This is a genomic window from Candidatus Poriferisodalis multihospitum (assembly GCF_028283155.1).
GTDB lineage: Bacteria > Actinomycetota > Acidimicrobiia > Acidimicrobiales > Poriferisodalaceae > Poriferisodalis > Poriferisodalis multihospitum.
The window spans coordinates 1-17658 of sequence record NZ_JAPYOK010000113.1 but is presented as its reverse complement, the minus strand read 5'-3'; the positions used below and the strand labels follow the sequence as shown (position 1 = coordinate 17658).

Annotated in this window: 12 protein-coding genes; 6 read left to right on the top strand and 6 right to left on the bottom strand. The window is 65.8% G+C overall.

The genetic code is table 11. From position 1 onward, the window contains the following. Positions 1-38: 38 nt before the first annotated feature. The gene (locus tag VI480_RS13465; protein WP_323673374.1) at positions 39-869 is read right to left on the bottom strand and encodes a hypothetical protein; all 831 of its coding nucleotides are present in this window, start codon (positions 867-869) and stop codon (positions 39-41) included. Between the two features lie 73 nt (positions 870-942). Then, positions 943-2172 (bottom strand): acetyl-CoA C-acetyltransferase, encoded by a 1230-nt coding sequence (locus VI480_RS13460; protein WP_323673373.1) that lies wholly within the window; start codon positions 2170-2172, stop codon positions 943-945. Between the two features lie 497 nt (positions 2173-2669). Here VI480_RS13460 and VI480_RS13455 point away from each other — a divergent pair, with 497 nt between their 5' ends. The 6 genes from VI480_RS13455 (at position 2670) to VI480_RS13430 (ending at position 9354) form a co-directional block, all read left to right on the top strand. After that, positions 2670-3056, top strand: a complete 387-nt coding sequence (locus tag VI480_RS13455; protein WP_323673372.1) for a hypothetical protein — start codon at positions 2670-2672, stop codon at positions 3054-3056. Positions 3057-3269: 213 nt separating this feature from the next. Continuing rightward, a complete protein-coding gene (dcm, locus tag VI480_RS13450) occupies positions 3270-4781 on the top strand; it encodes a DNA (cytosine-5-)-methyltransferase (protein WP_323673371.1) in 1512 nt (503 codons plus the stop codon). Further along, complete coding sequence (locus tag VI480_RS13445; protein ID WP_323673370.1) at positions 4778-6736, top strand: ATP-binding protein; 1959 nt, start codon at positions 4778-4780, stop codon at positions 6734-6736. The genes dcm and VI480_RS13445 overlap by 4 nt, the downstream gene beginning before the upstream one ends. Beyond that, positions 6733-7887: a PP_RS20740 family protein gene (locus tag VI480_RS13440; protein WP_323673369.1), complete on the top strand. Its 1155-nt coding sequence runs from the start codon at positions 6733-6735 to the stop codon at positions 7885-7887. The genes VI480_RS13445 and VI480_RS13440 overlap by 4 nt, the downstream gene beginning before the upstream one ends. A gap of 212 nt (positions 7888-8099) precedes the next feature. Beyond that, a complete protein-coding gene (locus VI480_RS13435; RefSeq protein ID WP_323673368.1) occupies positions 8100-8378 on the top strand; it encodes a hypothetical protein in 279 nt (92 codons plus the stop codon). A 208-nt stretch (positions 8379-8586) separates the two neighbouring features. Continuing rightward, positions 8587-9354, top strand: coding sequence for a hypothetical protein (locus VI480_RS13430; RefSeq protein ID WP_323673367.1), 768 nt, complete (start codon positions 8587-8589; stop codon positions 9352-9354). A gap of 26 nt (positions 9355-9380) precedes the next feature. On the opposite strand, the gene VI480_RS13425 is transcribed toward VI480_RS13430, so the two are convergent. The 4 genes from VI480_RS13425 to VI480_RS13410 all read right to left on the bottom strand — a co-directional run. Continuing rightward, on the bottom strand, positions 9381-12176 hold the full coding sequence (locus tag VI480_RS13425) for a DNA methyltransferase (RefSeq protein WP_323673366.1): 2796 nt from the start codon (positions 12174-12176) through the stop codon (positions 9381-9383). Between the two features lie 89 nt (positions 12177-12265). Continuing rightward, entirely contained in the window at positions 12266-14578 is a 2313-nt protein-coding gene (locus VI480_RS13420) for a xanthine dehydrogenase family protein molybdopterin-binding subunit (RefSeq protein WP_323673365.1), read from the bottom strand. Between the two features lie 152 nt (positions 14579-14730). After that, positions 14731-15528 carry an alpha/beta hydrolase gene (locus VI480_RS13415; RefSeq protein WP_323673364.1) on the bottom strand — a complete coding sequence of 266 codons (798 nt, stop codon included), beginning with the start codon at positions 15526-15528 and terminating at the stop codon, positions 14731-14733. A 36-nt stretch (positions 15529-15564) separates the two neighbouring features. Continuing rightward, the coding region (locus tag VI480_RS13410; RefSeq protein WP_323673363.1) for a hydantoinase B/oxoprolinase family protein at positions 15565-17658 on the bottom strand (2094 nt) is incomplete at its 5' end.

Genomic DNA, 17658 nt, shown 5'->3' with positions numbered 1-17658 from the left:
TGGTTCAGCCAGGCGCAGCAGTGCTCGTGCGCCTGGCTTCACCCAGGCGCAGCAGTGCAATTGCGGGTCACGTAGTCCACGACCCGTTGGGTGGCGGCATCCTGCGTCTCGAGGAACGGGTCCTGTGCCGCGATCACGGCAGCGGCGCGGTCGAACGTCTCGCGTGAAGCGGTCTCGGCGACGGCCTCGGACAGCGCGGCAGTCAAGTCGGCCAGCAGAACCATGTCAGAGCGGATCTCTGCCGGCGCCGCCGCTGCGGCATCTGCGAATTGGCGGGCTGTGCGATCCATTGCCTCACGGGTGCTCGTGTCGTCATTCGGGTTGACCGTCAGGCTGAGCTGATCGACGACCAGCAGGTGGGCGAACTCAGCGCAGAACTCCTCGACGGAGGGTTCACCGCTGTCGCGCCACAGCGTGAGTCGCAAGGCAAGTGCGATCGCTACGACGGCGGCGGCGACGAGGAGCCAGCGCCGGCGAGCTGTCACGGTCATCACGCCCGGAACGCAGCCTCCGCACGGCAACGCAGGTCCGCGCCGGCTGAGCGTCCGGTGCAGGTGCGTCACCGACTCGGCGTGCACGATCAGCATCTCGCATCCGGCGTCGACGTAGGCGCCCAGCATGGGGTCGGGGTCGGCGACCATGAGGTGCGCCTCGAACATGACGCCGGCGTGGGGGCGGCAGGCCGCGATCACATCGGGGCCGAACGTCAGGTTCGGCACGAAGACGCCGTCCATGACGTCCCACTGGATCCGGTCGACACCTGCCGCCTCCAAGGCAGCGCACTCGTCGCCGAGGCGCGCGAAGTCGGCAGGAAGGACAGATGGGACGATCTGGATAGACCGGGGTGCCGTCGGCGAAGCCGTGTTCACCCGGCCAGTGTTGCCGACGCGCCGCCCCGAAGCGCGGCAGTTATCGGCTCAGCTGCTGGTTTGAAGCAGCGATCTAGTTGAGGCGCTCCACGATCATGGCCATGCCCTGACCGCCGCCGACGCACATCGACTCGAGCCCGAAGGTCTTGTCGCGGTCGGAGAGGCCGTTGAGCAGGGTGGTCATGATGCGGGCGCCGGTCATGCCGAACGGGTGGCCCAGTGCGATGGCGCCGCCGTTGAGGTTCAGCTGGTCGACGATGTCGATGCCCAGCTCATCGGCAGACGGGATCACCTGGGCAGCGAAGGCCTCGTTGATCTCGACCATGTCGATGTCGCTCATGGTCATGCCCGCGCGCTCCAGCGCCTTCTTGCAGGCCTCGATCGGGCCGAGGCCCATGATCTCGGGGTTCAGCGCCGACACTGCCGACGAGATGATGCGCGCCAGCGGCGTGATGCCCAGCTCCTCGGCGCGCTTGCGGCTCATCACCATCACGGCGGCAGCGCCGTCGTTCAGCGGGCAAGCATTGCCGGCAGTCACCCGGCCGTCGGGGCGGAATGCAGGCTTCAGCTGCGAAACGGCTTCGTAGGTGACGCCAGCACGCGGACCGTCGTCGGTGCTGACCACACTGCCGTCAGGCAGCTCCAGCGGGGTGATGTCCATCTCAAAAAAGCCGCGCCCGATGGCGTCCTCGGCCTTGTTCTGGCTCATCACGCCGTACTCGTCCATGGCCTGGCGGCTCACGCCCTTGTGCTCGGCCACGTTCTCGGCGGTGAAGCCCATGGCGATGTACAGGTCAGGTAGGCCGACCGGCGGTGTCCAGTCGCCGTGACCGCCTTCGCCGCGCACCTTGGTGCGCTCGCCTGCGGCCTTGAACTTGGGGTTTGTGGTGCCGGGCAGGCTGTCGGAGTTGCCCTTGTCGTAGCGGCTCACGCACTCGACGCCGGCGGCGATGAAGGCATCGCCCTCGCCGGCACGGATGGCGTGCGCCGCCATGCGGATGGTCTGCAGCGAGGACGAGCAGTAGCGATTGACGGTGGTGCCGGGCACGTCGTCGAGGCCGGCCAGGATGGCCGCGGCACGCGCGATGTTGAAGCCGGCCTCGCCGCCGGGCTGGCCGCAGCCCAGCATGAGATCCTCGATCTCGCCGTGGGGCAGCTCGGGCACCTTGTCGAGCAGCTTGGTGACGATCTGCGCCGTCATGTCGTCGGGCCGCATCTCGGTCAGCGAACCCTTGAAGGCTCGCCCGATCGGGCTGCGGGTGGTTGCAACGATGACCGGGTCGGTCGCCGCATCAGTACTCATGTGGTGTCCCCTCGCAGGGCGCGCCGAACCCGTCTGCAGAGCCGGTCACGCTGGGTGTGCGAGCACAGAGGCTAGGTCATTGCCCGGCGCTTCGTCCGGGAAGGCGCGCCACACCACAAGCGGGTGCCAGATGCCAGCGTCTCGGCGGCCGTAGCGCTCTGCGCCGGAATTGCACAGTAGCGATCAAGTCCATTGCAGATAGATGGCTGCATCTGTTGCATTTCGTTGATCCGCTCTATTGCACTCCAGTGCTGCTGTTCGAGTCGTTCGTCGTGGTGACGGCCTTCGGGTACGCATATGACCGTCTCGACGGGGTCGCCGTAGTGCCCGTCACCACCCTCGGCCCCGAGCGTGCTTGGGGGAGGCGCGGCGGGGAGCGACGGTACGATTGCGGCGGCGGGGGGTGAGGGATGCCGGTTCGGATTCGGCCTCAGCGCCAAGAGCGTGCAGAGAAGCCCGTCTATCGACGAATGCGGGCGGACGACCTGCCTCCGGCGATGGCCGAGCGGACCAAGCGGGAGCACGTGCCGCTGGTGTCCTTCGTCCGTGAGTGGGATGCGTGGCCCGATGAACGCCGCGCCATGATCGCCGACGCCCCGACGGGCGACGACGCCGACGACCTGTGCCGCATCGCCGCGGTAGTCCACGCGCTTTGCGACCGCGTCCCGGTGCCGGCGTGGGTGTTCGACCACCGATCGGAGGTCGACATCGCCTGGGGCCGAAACTGCGTCATGGAGGGCTTCATCTGGGAGCAGACCGTCGCTGATGCCCCCGCCGCGTGCGCCTACCACCGCGTCTGGTTCGACCGCGAATTCGTCGGCATCCCGTCCGAGCACCGCCGTCGCCGGACTGGAATACGCATCACAACCGCCGCCGTGGCCTGAGCCGTTCTACGGGGTGCCGAAGCCTGTTGGGTGCCCCATGCCATGCGACAGAGCGAGGCGTTCTGATTCGGTCACACCCCTCTGAGAACATGGGCATCCATTGAAGAACGGGAACCCACCGGCGAGGAGCGCCAATAGGGTGACGCGGATTGGTGTCGTGGAGATCGTGATGCCTCATCAGATCGACATCTCATGTGCTGGGATGCGTCGCCCATGAACGCGCGATCTGAGCCGGCCGCATTGGGCGCGATGTCGACGAGCTCGGTCGCGGCGCGGATGGCCGAGCTTCTTGCGGTGACATACGCGGACTGTGAGGATGGGCGCGGCGTCGGCCATCGAGCCGGTTCTCACGGCATCGCCATCGCCGGTGGCGAAGATCACGGCGCGAAGGGCACGTCTTCGGTGTCATTCGATACCGATCGGACGGGAGACGGTCAGACCTCCTGTGCGCCGCTATGCGAGTGCAGCATCGCCGCCGACGTACAAGTGAGCCGAATGCTGGGCCGTCTCGGCACGATCAGCCATCACCCCACCGGCAGTGAGGTTGGCGCGTTCGTGGATTCGGTGCCGAAGAAGGACCGCTCCGGCTTGGCACGGCACTTGATGATCCATAGCCGCGTGGTCTGCGCCGACCCCGAGCCGCGCTGCGCAAGTTGTCCGCTCATCTCGTTCTGTGAGACAGGTCGCAGCCGCGTCATGTCTCAAGAAGGGAGCGCTACGACGGTTGATCTCTTCGGTGGTGCCGGTGCTCTCGGGTTGGGGTTCAGTTGGGCTGGCTTCACCATTGTGGCGGCTGTCGAGATCGATAGGGACGCAGCGCAGACCTATCGTCTGAACCATCCCGGTGTGCCGGTGCTCGAAGCCTCGGTCGAGGATGTCACGGCAGAGAGGCTGCAAGCGTGGCTACCTGCCGTGGCCGCGCCGTCCGCGGTGATCGCCGGGCCGCCGTGCCAGGGCTACTCAGCGGCGGGATCACGCGACGCCGACGACCGGCGCAACCTGCTCTTTCGGCATGTGGGACGCCTTGCTCGCCGACTTGGTGCGCGGTCGGTGGTAATCGAGAACGTTCCCGGGCTGCGCCGTGTGAACGGCGTTGCCTACACCGACAAAATCACAGCGTCGCTGCGTCGCTGCGGCTATCGGACGTGGAAGCAGCCCATCGCCCTCCGAGCGTCCGACTTTGGCGTGCCGCAGAATCGTCAGCGGCTCTTCTTCGTCGGGGTCAAGGCTGGGATTGAATTGCCTGAACCCCCGGTTCCGACACACGCGCCGCATGGCACCGACGTCGTCGGTCCGTCGCTGTGGCGAACGCCTTCACTGGCAGAGCGTCTGGAAGACCTGCCACCTCTCGCGTCTGGCGAGGGAGCCGAACGGCTACGGCTACCGGATGGGCGAGTTGTGCTGAACTCACAAGCGATGGCGCATTCGCCGAGGGTGGTCGCGAAGATCAATGCGATACCGGCTGGCGGCGGCCCGATCTCTTACCGTCGGCTCGAGAGCGACGTAGCGCGCACGTTGGTGGCTGGCCACCGTGCGCTGCCCGTGCATCCCGATCAGAACCGCACGATCACCGTTCGTGAGGCGGCCCGCATTCAGGGCTTTCCCGACGACTACTTCTTCTGTGGTCCGCGCTCAGTACAGCCCCTGCAGGTGGCGAACGCCGTGCCTCCCGCGCTCTCCAAGGCTCTCGCTCGGCAGCTGTTGAAGTCGTTGGAGGCGGTGTGAGCGCCAAGCCGGGCACTCAGGCGGCGACTGATGCCCAACTGACGGCCGACATCAGGGCCAGCACTCGAGAAGAGCCGGTCAGCGCGCGCCTGACGACCGATGAGCGCGTCTTGGCCCGTGTCACGGATGGGATTTATCGGCAGCCAGGGTCGGCCATTCGAGAACTGGTGTCGAACGCCTACGACGCCGACGCGACCCGTGTGATCATCAAGACCGATCGGCCGCGATTCGAGACGCTGACAATCGAAGACGACGGCAACGGCATGACGCCTGATGCGCTCGCGTACCTGCTTCGTCACATCGGTGGGAGCGCGAAGAGATCGTCGGATGGCGCCGACCTGGGAATCACCGACCAGGACGATCCCCTGCAGAGTCCAAACGGTCGACGGCTGATTGGCAAGATCGGGATCGGCTTGTTCTCGGTGAGCCAGCTCACCAACCGGTTTCACCTGGTCACCAAGATCCGGGGCGACGATGCGCTTACCGTGGCCTCCGTCGTGCTTCGCCAGTACTCCGACCACGGCCCAGCAGAAACCGACGACGAAGGCAACTACGAAGCAGGCCTCGTGAAGGTCTGGCGCGAGCCGACTTCGGACCTGGACGCACACGGCACGACGATCACGCTGACCGACATCCGGCCTCAGACCCGCGACGCGCTTCGCAGCAACGAAGTGTGGGCGGTCGTCGACGCGGATCCGTCGCTGGACCCGGAGGAATCGCGATCGGTTGAACCCCCGGTGTTCCACATCGGGCGAGTCAAGCACGATGATCCATCCAGCTTCGAGGGCGATACGGGCTCGCACGACAACCTCCCGTGGACGTCCGGCGATGAGCCCGACATCGCTTTCGAGAAGCTGGTCGACGCCGTATGGGCTCAGGTCGAGGGCAAATCTGCGAATCCGCGGCTCGGCAACATCTTCGACTACTACCTGCGCATGGTCTGGCAGCTCAGCCTGTCCATACCGGCGCGCTACGTGCGCGGGAGTCCTTTCGAGCTGGCCATTGGCGATGGGATGTACCTCTACGAGATCCCGAAGGCCACCAGAGCAGCCGCCCAGCGATTCGAGCTTGCCGAGGGCGAAACGATTCTCGGGACGCGTTCGATCGGGCACGGTGCCAGTGTCGGCGATGACTTCGCCGTCCACGTCGACGATCTTCGTCTCGCTCGTCCCCTCAAGTTCGCGGACCTGCCGCAGACGACCCACGCTGTGCGCAAGCCAATCTTGTTTGTGGGTCGTTGCCGCGAGGAGTTCAAGGGCATCCGTCATGAGCTGTCCGGAGGACCGCTTGAGTTCGAGGCGTACCTGATCTGGACACCGAAGGTGGCGCCCACCGAGCACCAAGGTGTGCTGGCCCGAGTGCACGGCTCCAGCGGGACGCTGTTCGACCCGACGTTCATGCGTTACCAGGTGTCCGAACAGACCCGACTGCGGCAGATCACCTGCGAGATCTTTGTCTCCCAAGGCCTCGAAGCTGCACTGAACATTGACCGAGAATCGTTCAACTTCGCGCACCCGCATGTCGTGTACATCACTCAGTGGCTGCACGCGGCGCTGCGCCGCGTCGCAACTGCGCAGAAGAGCATCGCTGCTGAGATCCTCGCAGGGCGTCGAGCCAGCACGGCAGCGAAGAAACAGGCCGCCTTGTCAGAGGTTGCTCGCAGGGCATGGCGTGAGGAGTCAGACGATCCCGGCGCAGAGCCTCCCCATGTCGTATTCGACGAAGATCCCGACGAGTCGTTGTTCGCTGAGCCGGGCACCTACCGATTCCGGCGCCAGCCGATTCTCGGTGAGAAGCCTGCCCGACCTACAGCCGCGGAGACGACGGCTGAAAGGCAGATGGAGGCACTGGTGCAGCTGCTCGCGGCATTCGAGTTGCTCGACAGCCTCTCAGAGCAGCAGCAGGAACGTCTTCTGGCCGGCATTCGCGAGATTCTTGGGGCGTCGGCGCAGTGAGTGACGCTTCGGGCGACAACGATGAACTTGTCGCGGGCATATTCGGCGATCTCGGCTACGAGATGGCCGAACTGGAGGAAAGGGAGTTCAAGCCGTGGCACCGGCCCAGGAAGCAGTTCGTTCGACGCGAACAATGGGCCGCACAGATCAAGCGCATCTACGCCGACCGACCAGCGGACGCTCCGGTCCGCTACCTCGGTCTGCCGGGCACGGACCTCATCGACCTGAGATACCTGCACGACCAAGTGTGCCAACCGGATCATCGGCCGCTGATCTTCCTCGGACTCAATTCAGATGCGCGTTCGGACAGTCCAGCCCGAAGCGAACTCGACGTAGCGCTCTATGAGGTGAGCCGACTGCCGCATGTCGTCGAGGAGCACTCGGCCGTGATCCGCGACAACTTCCGGCGCCTTGCGGACGAGTCCTCGATTGCCTGGAAGCGCGCAAGCGCGCTCGGGCCGTTCGACGTCGTGAACGTCGACCTGTGCGACGGATTGGCATCCGATTCTCCGGCGATGCAGCAGTCGATCTATGACGCCCTCGGCCAAGTGACGGCCTTGCAAGGCCACAGCTTGACGCCTTGGCTGCTGCTCATCACTACTCGAATCCGCCCGAACATGTTCGACGCCGACGCCGAAGCGGCGCTTCTCCAGCGATTCCACGACAACGCATGCAACTGCGACGGCTTTGCCGAGGAGTGCCAACAGCACCTGGGCGTCGATGCAGCGACCATCGATGCCTCTTCTTGCAGCGACGAGGACTACCTCAAGCTCATGATCGTCGCCTTGGGCAAGTGGCTCGCGAAGCTCGTCCAGGTTTCAAGAAGCAGCCAAGTGGTGCTGGCCAGCACCCTCGGCTATCGGGTGGATCAGAGCGCTCCATGCGAGGATCTCGTCTCGATAGCGCTGCGGTGCGAGCCGATCTTCCCACGCCCCGAGAATGCGCTGTCTCCGACCCCGCCTCAGCCGTTCGACGAATGCAAGACTGCGAAGCGCATCGTCAGACGCACGGCGAGCCGCAAGGACGTCGACTCCCTGCTCGAAGCCGACTCGGACATGCACGAGGCGCTCATCGTCGAGATGGAAGACCTGCTGAGCGCGGCTCGCTACGACAGATCGCTCTATCGGCCGTGGCTGGACTCGCCCGCTTGACGACGGCGGCAGCCAGCGGGCGCTACCGCTCTGGCACACCTGAGCGAACTGGCGCGTCCGGGTGGGCGTAGGCGCAACGAACCGGCCCCCTTCAGCTTCCGGTCTCCACAGACAGCCCATCCTGCCAAGACAACCACCGAACGGTGAGACCTTTGCGGCAACATGGCATCGCGCGGCGCTTGCTTGGGTCGCAGGGCGCAAGGAGAAGGAAAGTGATCACCATCGACATTCCGATCTGGCTCCAGTGGTCGGCTTTGGTACTGGCCGTCGCGTATGCGGTGCCCAAGGCAATCCGCGTGGTCGTTGTCGCGGCGGTGTATGCGTCGTGCCTGCTTCGTAGGGAGTGGCCTATGCGGACCACGGACCAGCATGGCCGGCACTCGCTCTACGCGACTCGCATTCGTGGCGCTGTCGGCTGGGTTGTCGACGACATCGTGGCCTGGGCATTCGGCCACGCGGGGACCAAGAGCACCAGGAACTCGAGCAAGTGACGAACTCAGCTACGGAGGGATGGACCAAGGTTCGTTCCGAAGACTCTCGAACCGTCGGCGACAGGCGGATGCTCACGCCGTGCCGTTGCTCCGGAGGGGCCTGCAGTGACCAGTCGGCGCGATGGCGTTCGCCGACCAATGGAGCCTCGGCTGGTCCACGCGAGACGGAGCGGCATGACGCGGTCCTGCTGCGCGCGCGGCAGACGTGATGACTGATCCACTTCAAGGGCTCGCCGACGGCCTTGCGATGGGTTTGAAGCGAATCAGCCGATGGTTCGAGGAACACCCAGAGGCCATACGCCAGACGCTGGAAGCGGTTCAGGTCATCAAGATTGCGGTGATTGACGACATCGCTGAGAGCGAGGACTCGCTTGCTCGTGCGCAGATGCTCGACCCAGAGGTGGTCCGAGCGTTGGCTCGGCACGGCTGGTACCCGCCGTCCGACAAGTCTCTGATGCAACTCAGTTTCTGGGCGCAGGCGCTTGAAGATCCCGATACTGAGCAGACCGAGTCAGCGCGTCAGATCGGCTTGGAGATGTTCCGCAAGGACGCTCCTGAGATTGAAGCGAGACTGATTCAGCAGGTACCGCACCGCGAGAGCATCCTGCGCGAAGCGTTTGAAGCGCATCGGCAAGGGCAATACCACTCGTCGGTGGTGCTGTTTCTGACGCAAGCAGACGGGATCTGCCAGGAAGCGATCGGCAAGAGCATCTACAGCACCAAGGTCATCGCCAACGCTGGAGACATTCGTGAGCAGCTTCGAGAGGGGGTCTTGCGCGAGCTACTCATGGGGTTGATGTGGGATGGCTGGCCGCTCGTCTTGAGCGCTGGCAATAGACCCGATGGGTTCTCAGAGTTGAACCGACACCAGGTGCTGCACGGCGAGAGCGTTGACTTCGGCACCGAGGAATGCAGCCTCAAGGCGATGTCCTTCTTGAACTTCTCCGCGTTCGTGCTCGAGGGCGTCGAATCTTGACGGCGGATGCAGCGCGAAGTCTGTCGTCAGGGGCGGAGGGTGCCTGTCATTTGTTCGTAGAGGCCGAAGAGGTGCTGAAGGCGCTCGGATTCTGACTTGAAGGTGGGCCGGGAGCGGTAGAGGCGGTCGACGGCGCGGTCGAGGTCCCGGTGTGCCTTTCGCAAGTCGGTCGGCATGAGGTCGGGGTCGTAGAGTTCGGCGAGGGCTGCGTCGGGATGTGCTGCGCGCGCGTCGAGCACGGCTTGGGCGGGAGCGTCGAGCTTCGCTGATACGCCGCCGTCGCTGAAGCCTTGGGGTACGGGGAAGGTGTTGTAGACGACTCCGACGGAGTAGCGGTAGTCGCTCTTCATCCGCCCAGCGACTGCGCGCAGCCACGTCATGTGCATCGCCGACATCAACAGGCCGAGCTGGGCGAGCGATGCCTCCATGAGAACTTTGACCAGGTTGCTGGGGATGATCGGTGGTTCGAGCCAGCCGATGGGCACGTACTCACGCCGCTCGGAGCTCACCTCCGGTAGCACCAGGTATGGCTCGTGAGGGATGACGTTCACGTGCCAGAGCCGTGGTGTCTCGGCCAGCTGCTGGGTCGGCTTGCTCGTGCTGCTACGTCGATAGTCGCGCACGGCCGCGATGCGCTCTCTGACAAGCGGCGACGCAGATAGGTCCTTAGGTGAGGCTTCGTGCAGGGCGAGAATCCATCGGTCACCGCCTTGGAGATACTCGCGCGCACCGACGTAGGGCCTCAAGTACTTCTCAGCACTCGGCTCCAGGTCAAGGAATAGGGCTCTTTCTTCGCTGTCAAAGATGTAGTGGCCGTTGTCGATCGGCTTTGATCCGATTCTGAGGCGAGGCATGCCGTTGATTGGCTGGCTCGCCGACTTGACGAGGCGATGCGGGTCTTTGAGTCTTGTGCCGTCGAGCAGGTAGGGCGTGATGGCCTTGCAGGTGCCGACGAGGGGCTCGCTGTTGATATCGGGGTAGGTGTACAACGGGCGGTCCGTCGGGACGTGCTCGGCGGGGTCGAGGCCGAGGATCACTACGTGGACGTGTGCCTTGCCGCGCGCATCGGAGCCCCACGCGAAGGTTTGATGCGCGTATGAGATCTCAAGATCGTGACGCTCGAGGATGATCGGCCAGAACTGGGCGACCTGTTCGCCTTGGGTGATCGAGTTGGTCGCGACGAACCCGATCCGCGGAGGCCGCTGTCCGAGGCCTGCCGCGGTGTCGGTTTGGCGGACGTATTCGGCGGCGCGTATGAACCATGCGGTGACGTAGTCGAGTGTCCCGCCGCTGCCGCCGAGTTGGGCGACGCGGTGTACCTGCGCTCGCTGCTCGATGCTCTGATACTTGGCACCGATGAAGGGTGGGTTGCCGAACACATAGGAGCACTCCTCGGGCGGCAGGAATGTCGCCCAGTCGAGCTCCAGTGCGTCGTCGACTTCGATGTGGGGCGACTTCTCAAGCGGGATACGCACATACGGCTCGCCGAAGGTGTCGGCGAGTTCCCGGTTCATGAGATGATCCATCATCCACAACGAGGTGGCGGCGATGCGCGCCGGGAATTCGCTGATCTCGATGCCGTAGAACTGGTCGACGTCGATCACCGATTTCACTTCGAATGGCATCACCTGCTGGGCCGACGCACGGGTACGCGCCGCGATCTCATCAAGAATGTCGATCTCAAGTAGGCGTAGCTCTCGGTAGGCGATGATCAGAAAGTTGCCGCATCCGCATGCCGGATCGAAGAATCGCAGCTCGCCGAGGCGATTCCGGAATCGGTAGAGCTCGGCTACCGCTTCACCGCTGTGCTTGGTTACGAGGGTGTCAAACTCTGCTCGCAGGTCGTCAAGGAACAGCGGTTCGATCACCCGAAGGATGTTCTGCTCGGTAGTGTAGTGGGCACCTTGGGAACGGCGCTCGATCGGCTCCATCACGGACTGGAACAGCGCGCCGAAGATCGCCGGCGACGTCTTGGACCAGTTGAACCGGCATGCGTCTAGCAGCGCCGCGCGCATCTCGCTGTCGAAGTCAGGGGTCTCCAGCCGCTCAGCGAACAGTTCACCGTTCACGTAAGGGAACTTGGCCATGTCCTCGTCCAGCTTGCGCTGCCGCTGATCAGCCGGCTTGTTCAGCACTTCGAACAGCCGCGTGAGCCACAGACCTAGATCAGAACCGTCGACTGAGGTGCGGTCCTCCACCAGATGCAGAAACATGTCCTGACGGGGGAAGATCCCCGAGTCGTCGGCGAACATGCAGAACACCATGCGTACCAAGAACCGCTCGAGATCGTCGCCCTGGTAACCGGATTCATCGAGTGCGTCGTGTAGCCGGCCCATCAACTCGGAGGCCTCGATGTTGACCGGGTCCTCTTCCCGCAGTGCCCGGCGCCGCTGACCGACAATGAACGCGAAATTCTCGACCTGATCGGGTAGCTCGGCCAGCGGGAACCGGATCTCCTCACGCGTGTCGCGGTCGAGCAGTTCGAACGTCTTGAAATCGCACAAGAGTTGGTAGCGCGGCCGCTCACGCTCAGGTATGGCATCGAAGTAGATACCCGCCTGCTCGGCAGCGGCAGTCAGGCTGCGCCCCGCGCTCTTTTGCTCCACCAGCAGCACCCCGGGCCAGAACAAGTCGATGAAGCCGTGCGAGTCATCCAGCTTCTTGACGTGCTCCTCGTAGCGGGCGACATCACGCCGACGCTTGCCAAACACATCGAAGAATGCGTCGTAGAAGCTCTGCGTTTCGCTCGTCTCAGACGAAGCATCCGCCCACTCCGCAGCGAACCGGGCAGCACGCACCCTGATCTCGTTCCACGAGAGCATCACGGCAACCTAACGGACGGGCTTAGGACGATCCCGCACGTGCAGCGAGGCCGATCAATCGCTAATGCCCCCAGGGGCACTGCGCGGGGTCAGGCGTTCTGCAGTGCCCGCCAGACATTCTGCGGGCTGCAGGGCATGTCGATGTGGCCGATGCCCAGGTGGGCCACCGCATCGCACACCGCGTTGTGCACTGCCGGCGTGGAGCCGATCGTGCCCGACTCGCCGATGCCCTTGGCGCCCAGCGGGTTGCGCGGGCTGGCGGTCTCGGTGTTGGACACCTCGAAGCTCGGCAGTTCCGCCGCCGACGGCACCAAGTAGTCGCCGAGGCTCGGGTTGCGGGGCTGGCCGTCGCCGTCGTACTCGACGTGCTCGTACAGCGCCTGCGCGATGCCTTGGGCAATGCCGCCGTGCTGCTGGCCGTTCACGATGAGCGGATTCATGATGGTGCCGCAGTCGTCGACCGCCACGTGGCGCACCAGTTCGACCTCGCCGGTGTCGCGGTCGACTTCGACGACGGCCACATGGGAGCCGAACGGGAACGTGGAATCGGTCCCGTCGAAGTTCTCCTCGGCCATCAGGCCTGCCTCGAGACCGGACGGGCGGGCGCTGTCGTCGTTGGCCAGCTGCGCGATGTCGGCCCAGCTCACCGAGCTGGTCGGCACGCCGGCAACGGCAAGCCCGCCTTCGGCCACCACGATGTCGTCAGCAGATGCCTCGAGCAGGTGTGCGGCGAGCTGCTTGCCCTTCTCCAGCACTGCCTGGCTCGACAGGTACACCGCCGAGCCGGCCGTCTGCAGCGAGCGAGAGCCCAGCGTGCCCGCACCCGATGGCACCTCGGCCGTGTCGGCGTCGAGGTGGGTGACCTGCTCCATGGGAATGCCCAGCACTCCCTCGACGATTTGGCTGAACGCCGTGTCGTGGCCCTGACCGTGGCTGGACGTACCCACCCGGATGGTGGCCGTGCCGTCTTCGTGCACCTCAGTGCTGCCGTATTCCACGTGCAGCCCCACCGGAGCGGTGATCTCCACGTAGGACGACACGCCGATGCCCAGCAGCCTCGAATCACCGGAGTCGCGCCGAGCCTGCTGCTCGGCTCGCAGATCGGCATAGCCGGATGCTTCGAGCACGGCGTCGAGGGCCTGCTCGTACTCGCCGGAGTCGTAGCTGACGCCCGTCTGCAGGGCGGTCGGGAAGGCGTCGGGCTGCAGGTAGTTCTTGCGCCGGATCTCGGCCGGGTCCATGCCGATCGCGGCAGCGGCCTTGTCCAGGATGCGCTCCACCATCTGGGTCGCCTCTGGACGCCCGGCGCCGCGGTACGCGCCGATTGGCGTGGTGTTGGTGATGACCGTCTGCGAGACGAAGTCGATGACGGGGATGTCGTACACGGCCTGGCTGAGCATGCCGGTCAGCATCGGCAGGATCGCGCCGATGATGGGGTACGCGCCGGCGTCGGCAATCACGTTCGCCTTCAGGCCCACGATGCTGCCGTCGTTGCGCACGCCCATTTCGACGTTCATCACCATGGCGCGGCCCTGCACCATCGACAGCATGTTCTCGGTGCGGTTCTCGGTCCACCTGGCGGGACGGCCCAGCTCCTGGGCCGCCTTGCCCACCACGATGTACTCGGGGTACACCGCGGCCTTCGGGCCGAAGCCGCCGCCCACCCACGGTGCGGTCACGCGCAGCTGATCGGGCTCCAGGCCGAGTGCCGGGGCGAGCGCCTCATGCTGGGAGTGGGCATTCTGCACCGACAGGTGCATGGTCATGCTGCCGTCATCGCCGGGGACGGCTACGCACCCGTTGGCCTCCATCGGGGCACCGGCCAAGCGCTGGGTGACGATGCGCTCCGAGACGACCTGGTCGGCGCCTGCGAGAGCATCAACTCCCGGCCGCTCGCCGGTCTCCTCATCTGGGCCCGGGATGGCGAAGGGGAAGCACACGTTGGACGGCTGCCCGTCCCACACGACGGGCGAGTCGGGATCTGCAGCTCGCTCGAAGTCCGAGACAACCGGCAGCGGGCTGTACTCGACGTACACGGCCTCGGCGGCATCGTTCGCCTGCGCCTGGGTTTCCGCCACCACGGCGGCCACCATGTCGCCGACGAAGCGCACGCGGCCTGCTGCCAATGGCGGCCGGTTGAAATCCGGCGGCATCATCGGGAAGCCTTGGAAGGCATCCATCGGCAGGTTCTCCGCGGTGTACACCGCCACGACGCCCGGCATGGACGAGGCGTCGGAGGTGTCGATGGAGGTGATCTCGGCGTGGGCCTCCGGCGATCGCACGAAGGCGACCCGCGCCGCGTCGACGTCGAGGTCGTCCACGTAGTGATTCGCCCCGGTCAGCAGCCCAGGATCTTCCTTGCGCTGAACAGGATTCCCCAGGATCGAACCCGATGCGGCCATCGCTTGCCCCCTTGTGGCGGGCACCCCGCGCAGGGTGCCGGATTGCGTTCAGAACGGCGTGCCCGGCCGCGGTCGGCCCGGCATCAGCCGCGACAGTAGCCCAATGCTCGGCAGGCGCTGTGCGCCGCAAGACGTGCTGCAGGGCAGTTCGATCAGGCCCCGGCTGACGCCGCCCCAGTTCTGTCGAGCGATGCCAGCCAGTTCGCCACAGTGTGCGCCGCGAGGCCCGGGTTCTCGCACATCCACCAATGGCCGACGTCGAGCAACTCCGTGACTCTGGCGCCGGCGCGGGTGGCGATGCGGCGGTGCATGACACCGCCGCCGGTGAAGTGGTCGCCGGCCGCCAAAATGCACAGGCCGGGCCGCTGGCCGGCTGCGGCGATGTTGAAGCCGAGATCGGCCATGGCGGGCTGGGCAGCGTCGCGGTACAGCGCCAGGATGCACCGGCCCATGTCGGCGTTGATGTGCGGCACGACGGATTGGGCCACCTCGGGTCCCATGCCGAGGCCGGCGTAGAACGCGATTCGCTCGGGGTCGGGACGGCTGATCATGCGCGCTATGGATGCGTCGCCGTCGGGCGTTTGCCAGAGCTGCGCCGCGTCGTGCCAGACGTAGTCCGCGTCGAACAGGCCGATGACGTCGGTGCACCACGACCGGATCAGATCCGGTCGCTCCATGGCGATGCGCATGACATGACCGCCGCCCCAGTCGTGCCCCAGCAGGTCCACGTGCTCGGTGCCTGCCGCGAGCAGCCCCTCCAGCTCAGCCGCGAGCCAGTCCCGGTACTCGTTCATGGTGGCGCCGAAGCCGTCGGGTGACGGCACGCCGAAGCCGGGGGGCGACAGCGCCACGACATCGTCGGGACCAATGCCGTGGCGCTCGAGGGCGGCGCGCATCGGGTCCCAGATGGCGGTCGTCTCGGGGTTGCCGTGAACGAGCACGAGCGTCATGGACAGCGTCTCCCTGTTCGGGTCTCGGGCGGGGGCTCAGCCGGTCGGCGCAGCGGTTCGGTCGGCTGCGCGCAGCCGGGAGGTCGCTTCGAAGTCGACGGATCGACCGTCGTCGCCGATGACTACGCCGTAGTCGCGGCGGGCGCCCTCGACGCTGACGACGTCGTCCATCACGTCTCGCAGCACGGCGTCGGGCTCGCGCTCGAACGCGTCGCCCCAGCCGCCCCCGCCGGGCGTGTCGGCGATCATGCGTGCGGGACCCATCCGCTTCACGCCGTACTTGGGCGGCACGAACGTCGGGCCGTCGTGCTCCGCGTCGACGGGGACGATCCACTCCAAGCCGACGCCACCAGTGCCGCCGCCGCGCACACCGTGCCCGGTCGGCGTGTCCAGCCCCTCGGCCCGGAACGACCAGATGGCGGGCTCCAGAATGTCGGCCTCGTACCGCACGCCGGTGCCGCCGCGCCGCTGCCCCGGGCCGGCGTTGTCGCAGCGCTGCTCGTGGCGGACATACCGGACGGGATACATCTGTTCGTGGAACTCCAGGTTCGGCAGGTCGAGGCCGCCGAGCGTGATGAGGTGCCCCATCTGCGGGAAGCCGTCACGCTCGGCGGTGGCGCCGGGCGTGGCCATCGCGTGCCACTGGTACATCACCCAGGTGGTGCCGTCGTCGCGGCGCCCGGCGACATGGCCGTGCATGGTCTTGGACCATGCGGCACAGGCCCGGTCGGGGTCGGCGTGCGCGAGCGCCTGCCATACGGCGATCACGATCTCGTGGGCCACGAAAACCGTGTTCATCGTCATCGGCGCCGGCGGCAGGGCGTTCACGATGCTGCCCTCGGGGGCGATGATCGTCAGCGGCCGGTAGGTGCCCTCGTTGCGCGGGATCGATGTGTCGAAGAATGACGACACGGCCAGGAACACCGAGGAGTAGGTGTTGGCCAGCGAGCTGTTCTTGAAGCCGTCGATCTGCGGATCGGTGCCGGTGAAGTCGAGCGTCATCTCGTCACCGTCGACGCTCAGGTGCACGCGCACGGCGATGTCGGCCGGACCGAAGCAGTCGTTGTCGGTGCGATCCTCGCCGTAATAGGCGCCGTCGGGCAGCTCGGTGATGGCTGCGCGCATGCGTCGCTCGCCGTGGGTGAGCACGCCGTCGAGGTAGGCCAGGTAGGGCTCGACGCCAAGTTCGGCCACCAGGCCGAGGACCCGCTCGGCACCGATGCGTGTGGAGCCCAGCATCGCCAGCAGATCGCCGTCGAGCAGTTCGGGCGTCCGGCAGTTGATGAGCAGCAGCTCCCACAGGTCGTCGCGGACCTTGCCGGCCTCGATCAGCTTCATGACCGGCAGCCGGATGCCCTCTTGCCAGATCTCGGTCGCCTCGGGGTTGTAGGTGCCGGCGAGCCCGCCGCCGATGTCGGACTGGTGGGCACGATTGCAGCAGAAGCCGACGAGCGTGGGCTCGCTGCTCTCCTCAGCCGTGAACACTGGCCTGGCGATGACCCAGTCGGGCAGGTGGTTGCCGCCCGCCACGTAGGGGTCCGACAGTAGGAAGACATCCTCCGGGTTGATGCGTCCTTCGTAGCGCTTCAACAACGCACGCACGGCAAATCCGCCGCCGCCGGTGTGGATGGGGATGCCGTCGGCATTGGCCACCAGCGTCCCGTCGGGCGTCGTCACATAGCACGAGAAATCGTGGCTCTGGCTGAAGATCGTGCTGCGCGCGGTACGCGTCATCACCCAGCCCATGTGCTTGCTGATCTGGTCGAGTCGGTTCTGCATGACCGCGAGCACGATCGGGTCAAGCTCGACCCCATTCGAAGCGCTGCGAACCCGGCCGGATTGGACGCTGCGGGAGACGGACGCATCGCCCGACCCTGAGGCACTCTCGGTTTCGTCGGTGGGTGCCAGATCGATGAACAGGTCACCGTTCGCATCAACCCACAGGCGGTCACCCGGTCGTGCAACAACCGTCGTGGTCAGCTCCTCGACGAGTGCCGGTCCCATGATCGTGTGGCCGCGCCGCAGTACTTCGCCGTCGAACACCGGTGTGTCGCACCAGCCGAACGGGCCGTGCCAGACCGAGCGCCTCTCGATGGGCTCCGGATCACCCTCTGCTGGCTCCGTCTCGGA

Bases quoted from the DNA above. Each gene is read 5' to 3' on its own strand.
- VI480_RS13460 (WP_323673373.1), bottom strand. From the start codon at position 2,172: ATGAGTACTGATGCGGCGACCGACCCGGTCATCGTTGCAACCACCCGC.
- VI480_RS13455 (WP_323673372.1), top strand. From the start codon at position 2,670: ATGGCCGAGCGGACCAAGCGGGAGCACGTGCCGCTGGTGTCCTTCGTC.
- dcm (WP_323673371.1), top strand. From the start codon at position 3,270: ATGAACGCGCGATCTGAGCCGGCCGCATTGGGCGCGATGTCGACGAGC.
- VI480_RS13430 (WP_323673367.1), top strand. From the start codon at position 8,587: ATGACTGATCCACTTCAAGGGCTCGCCGACGGCCTTGCGATGGGTTTG.
- VI480_RS13425 (WP_323673366.1), bottom strand. From the start codon at position 12,176: ATGCTCTCGTGGAACGAGATCAGGGTGCGTGCTGCCCGGTTCGCTGCG.
- VI480_RS13420 (WP_323673365.1), bottom strand. From the start codon at position 14,578: ATGGCCGCATCGGGTTCGATCCTGGGGAATCCTGTTCAGCGCAAGGAA.
- VI480_RS13415 (WP_323673364.1), bottom strand. From the start codon at position 15,528: ATGACGCTCGTGCTCGTTCACGGCAACCCCGAGACGACCGCCATCTGG.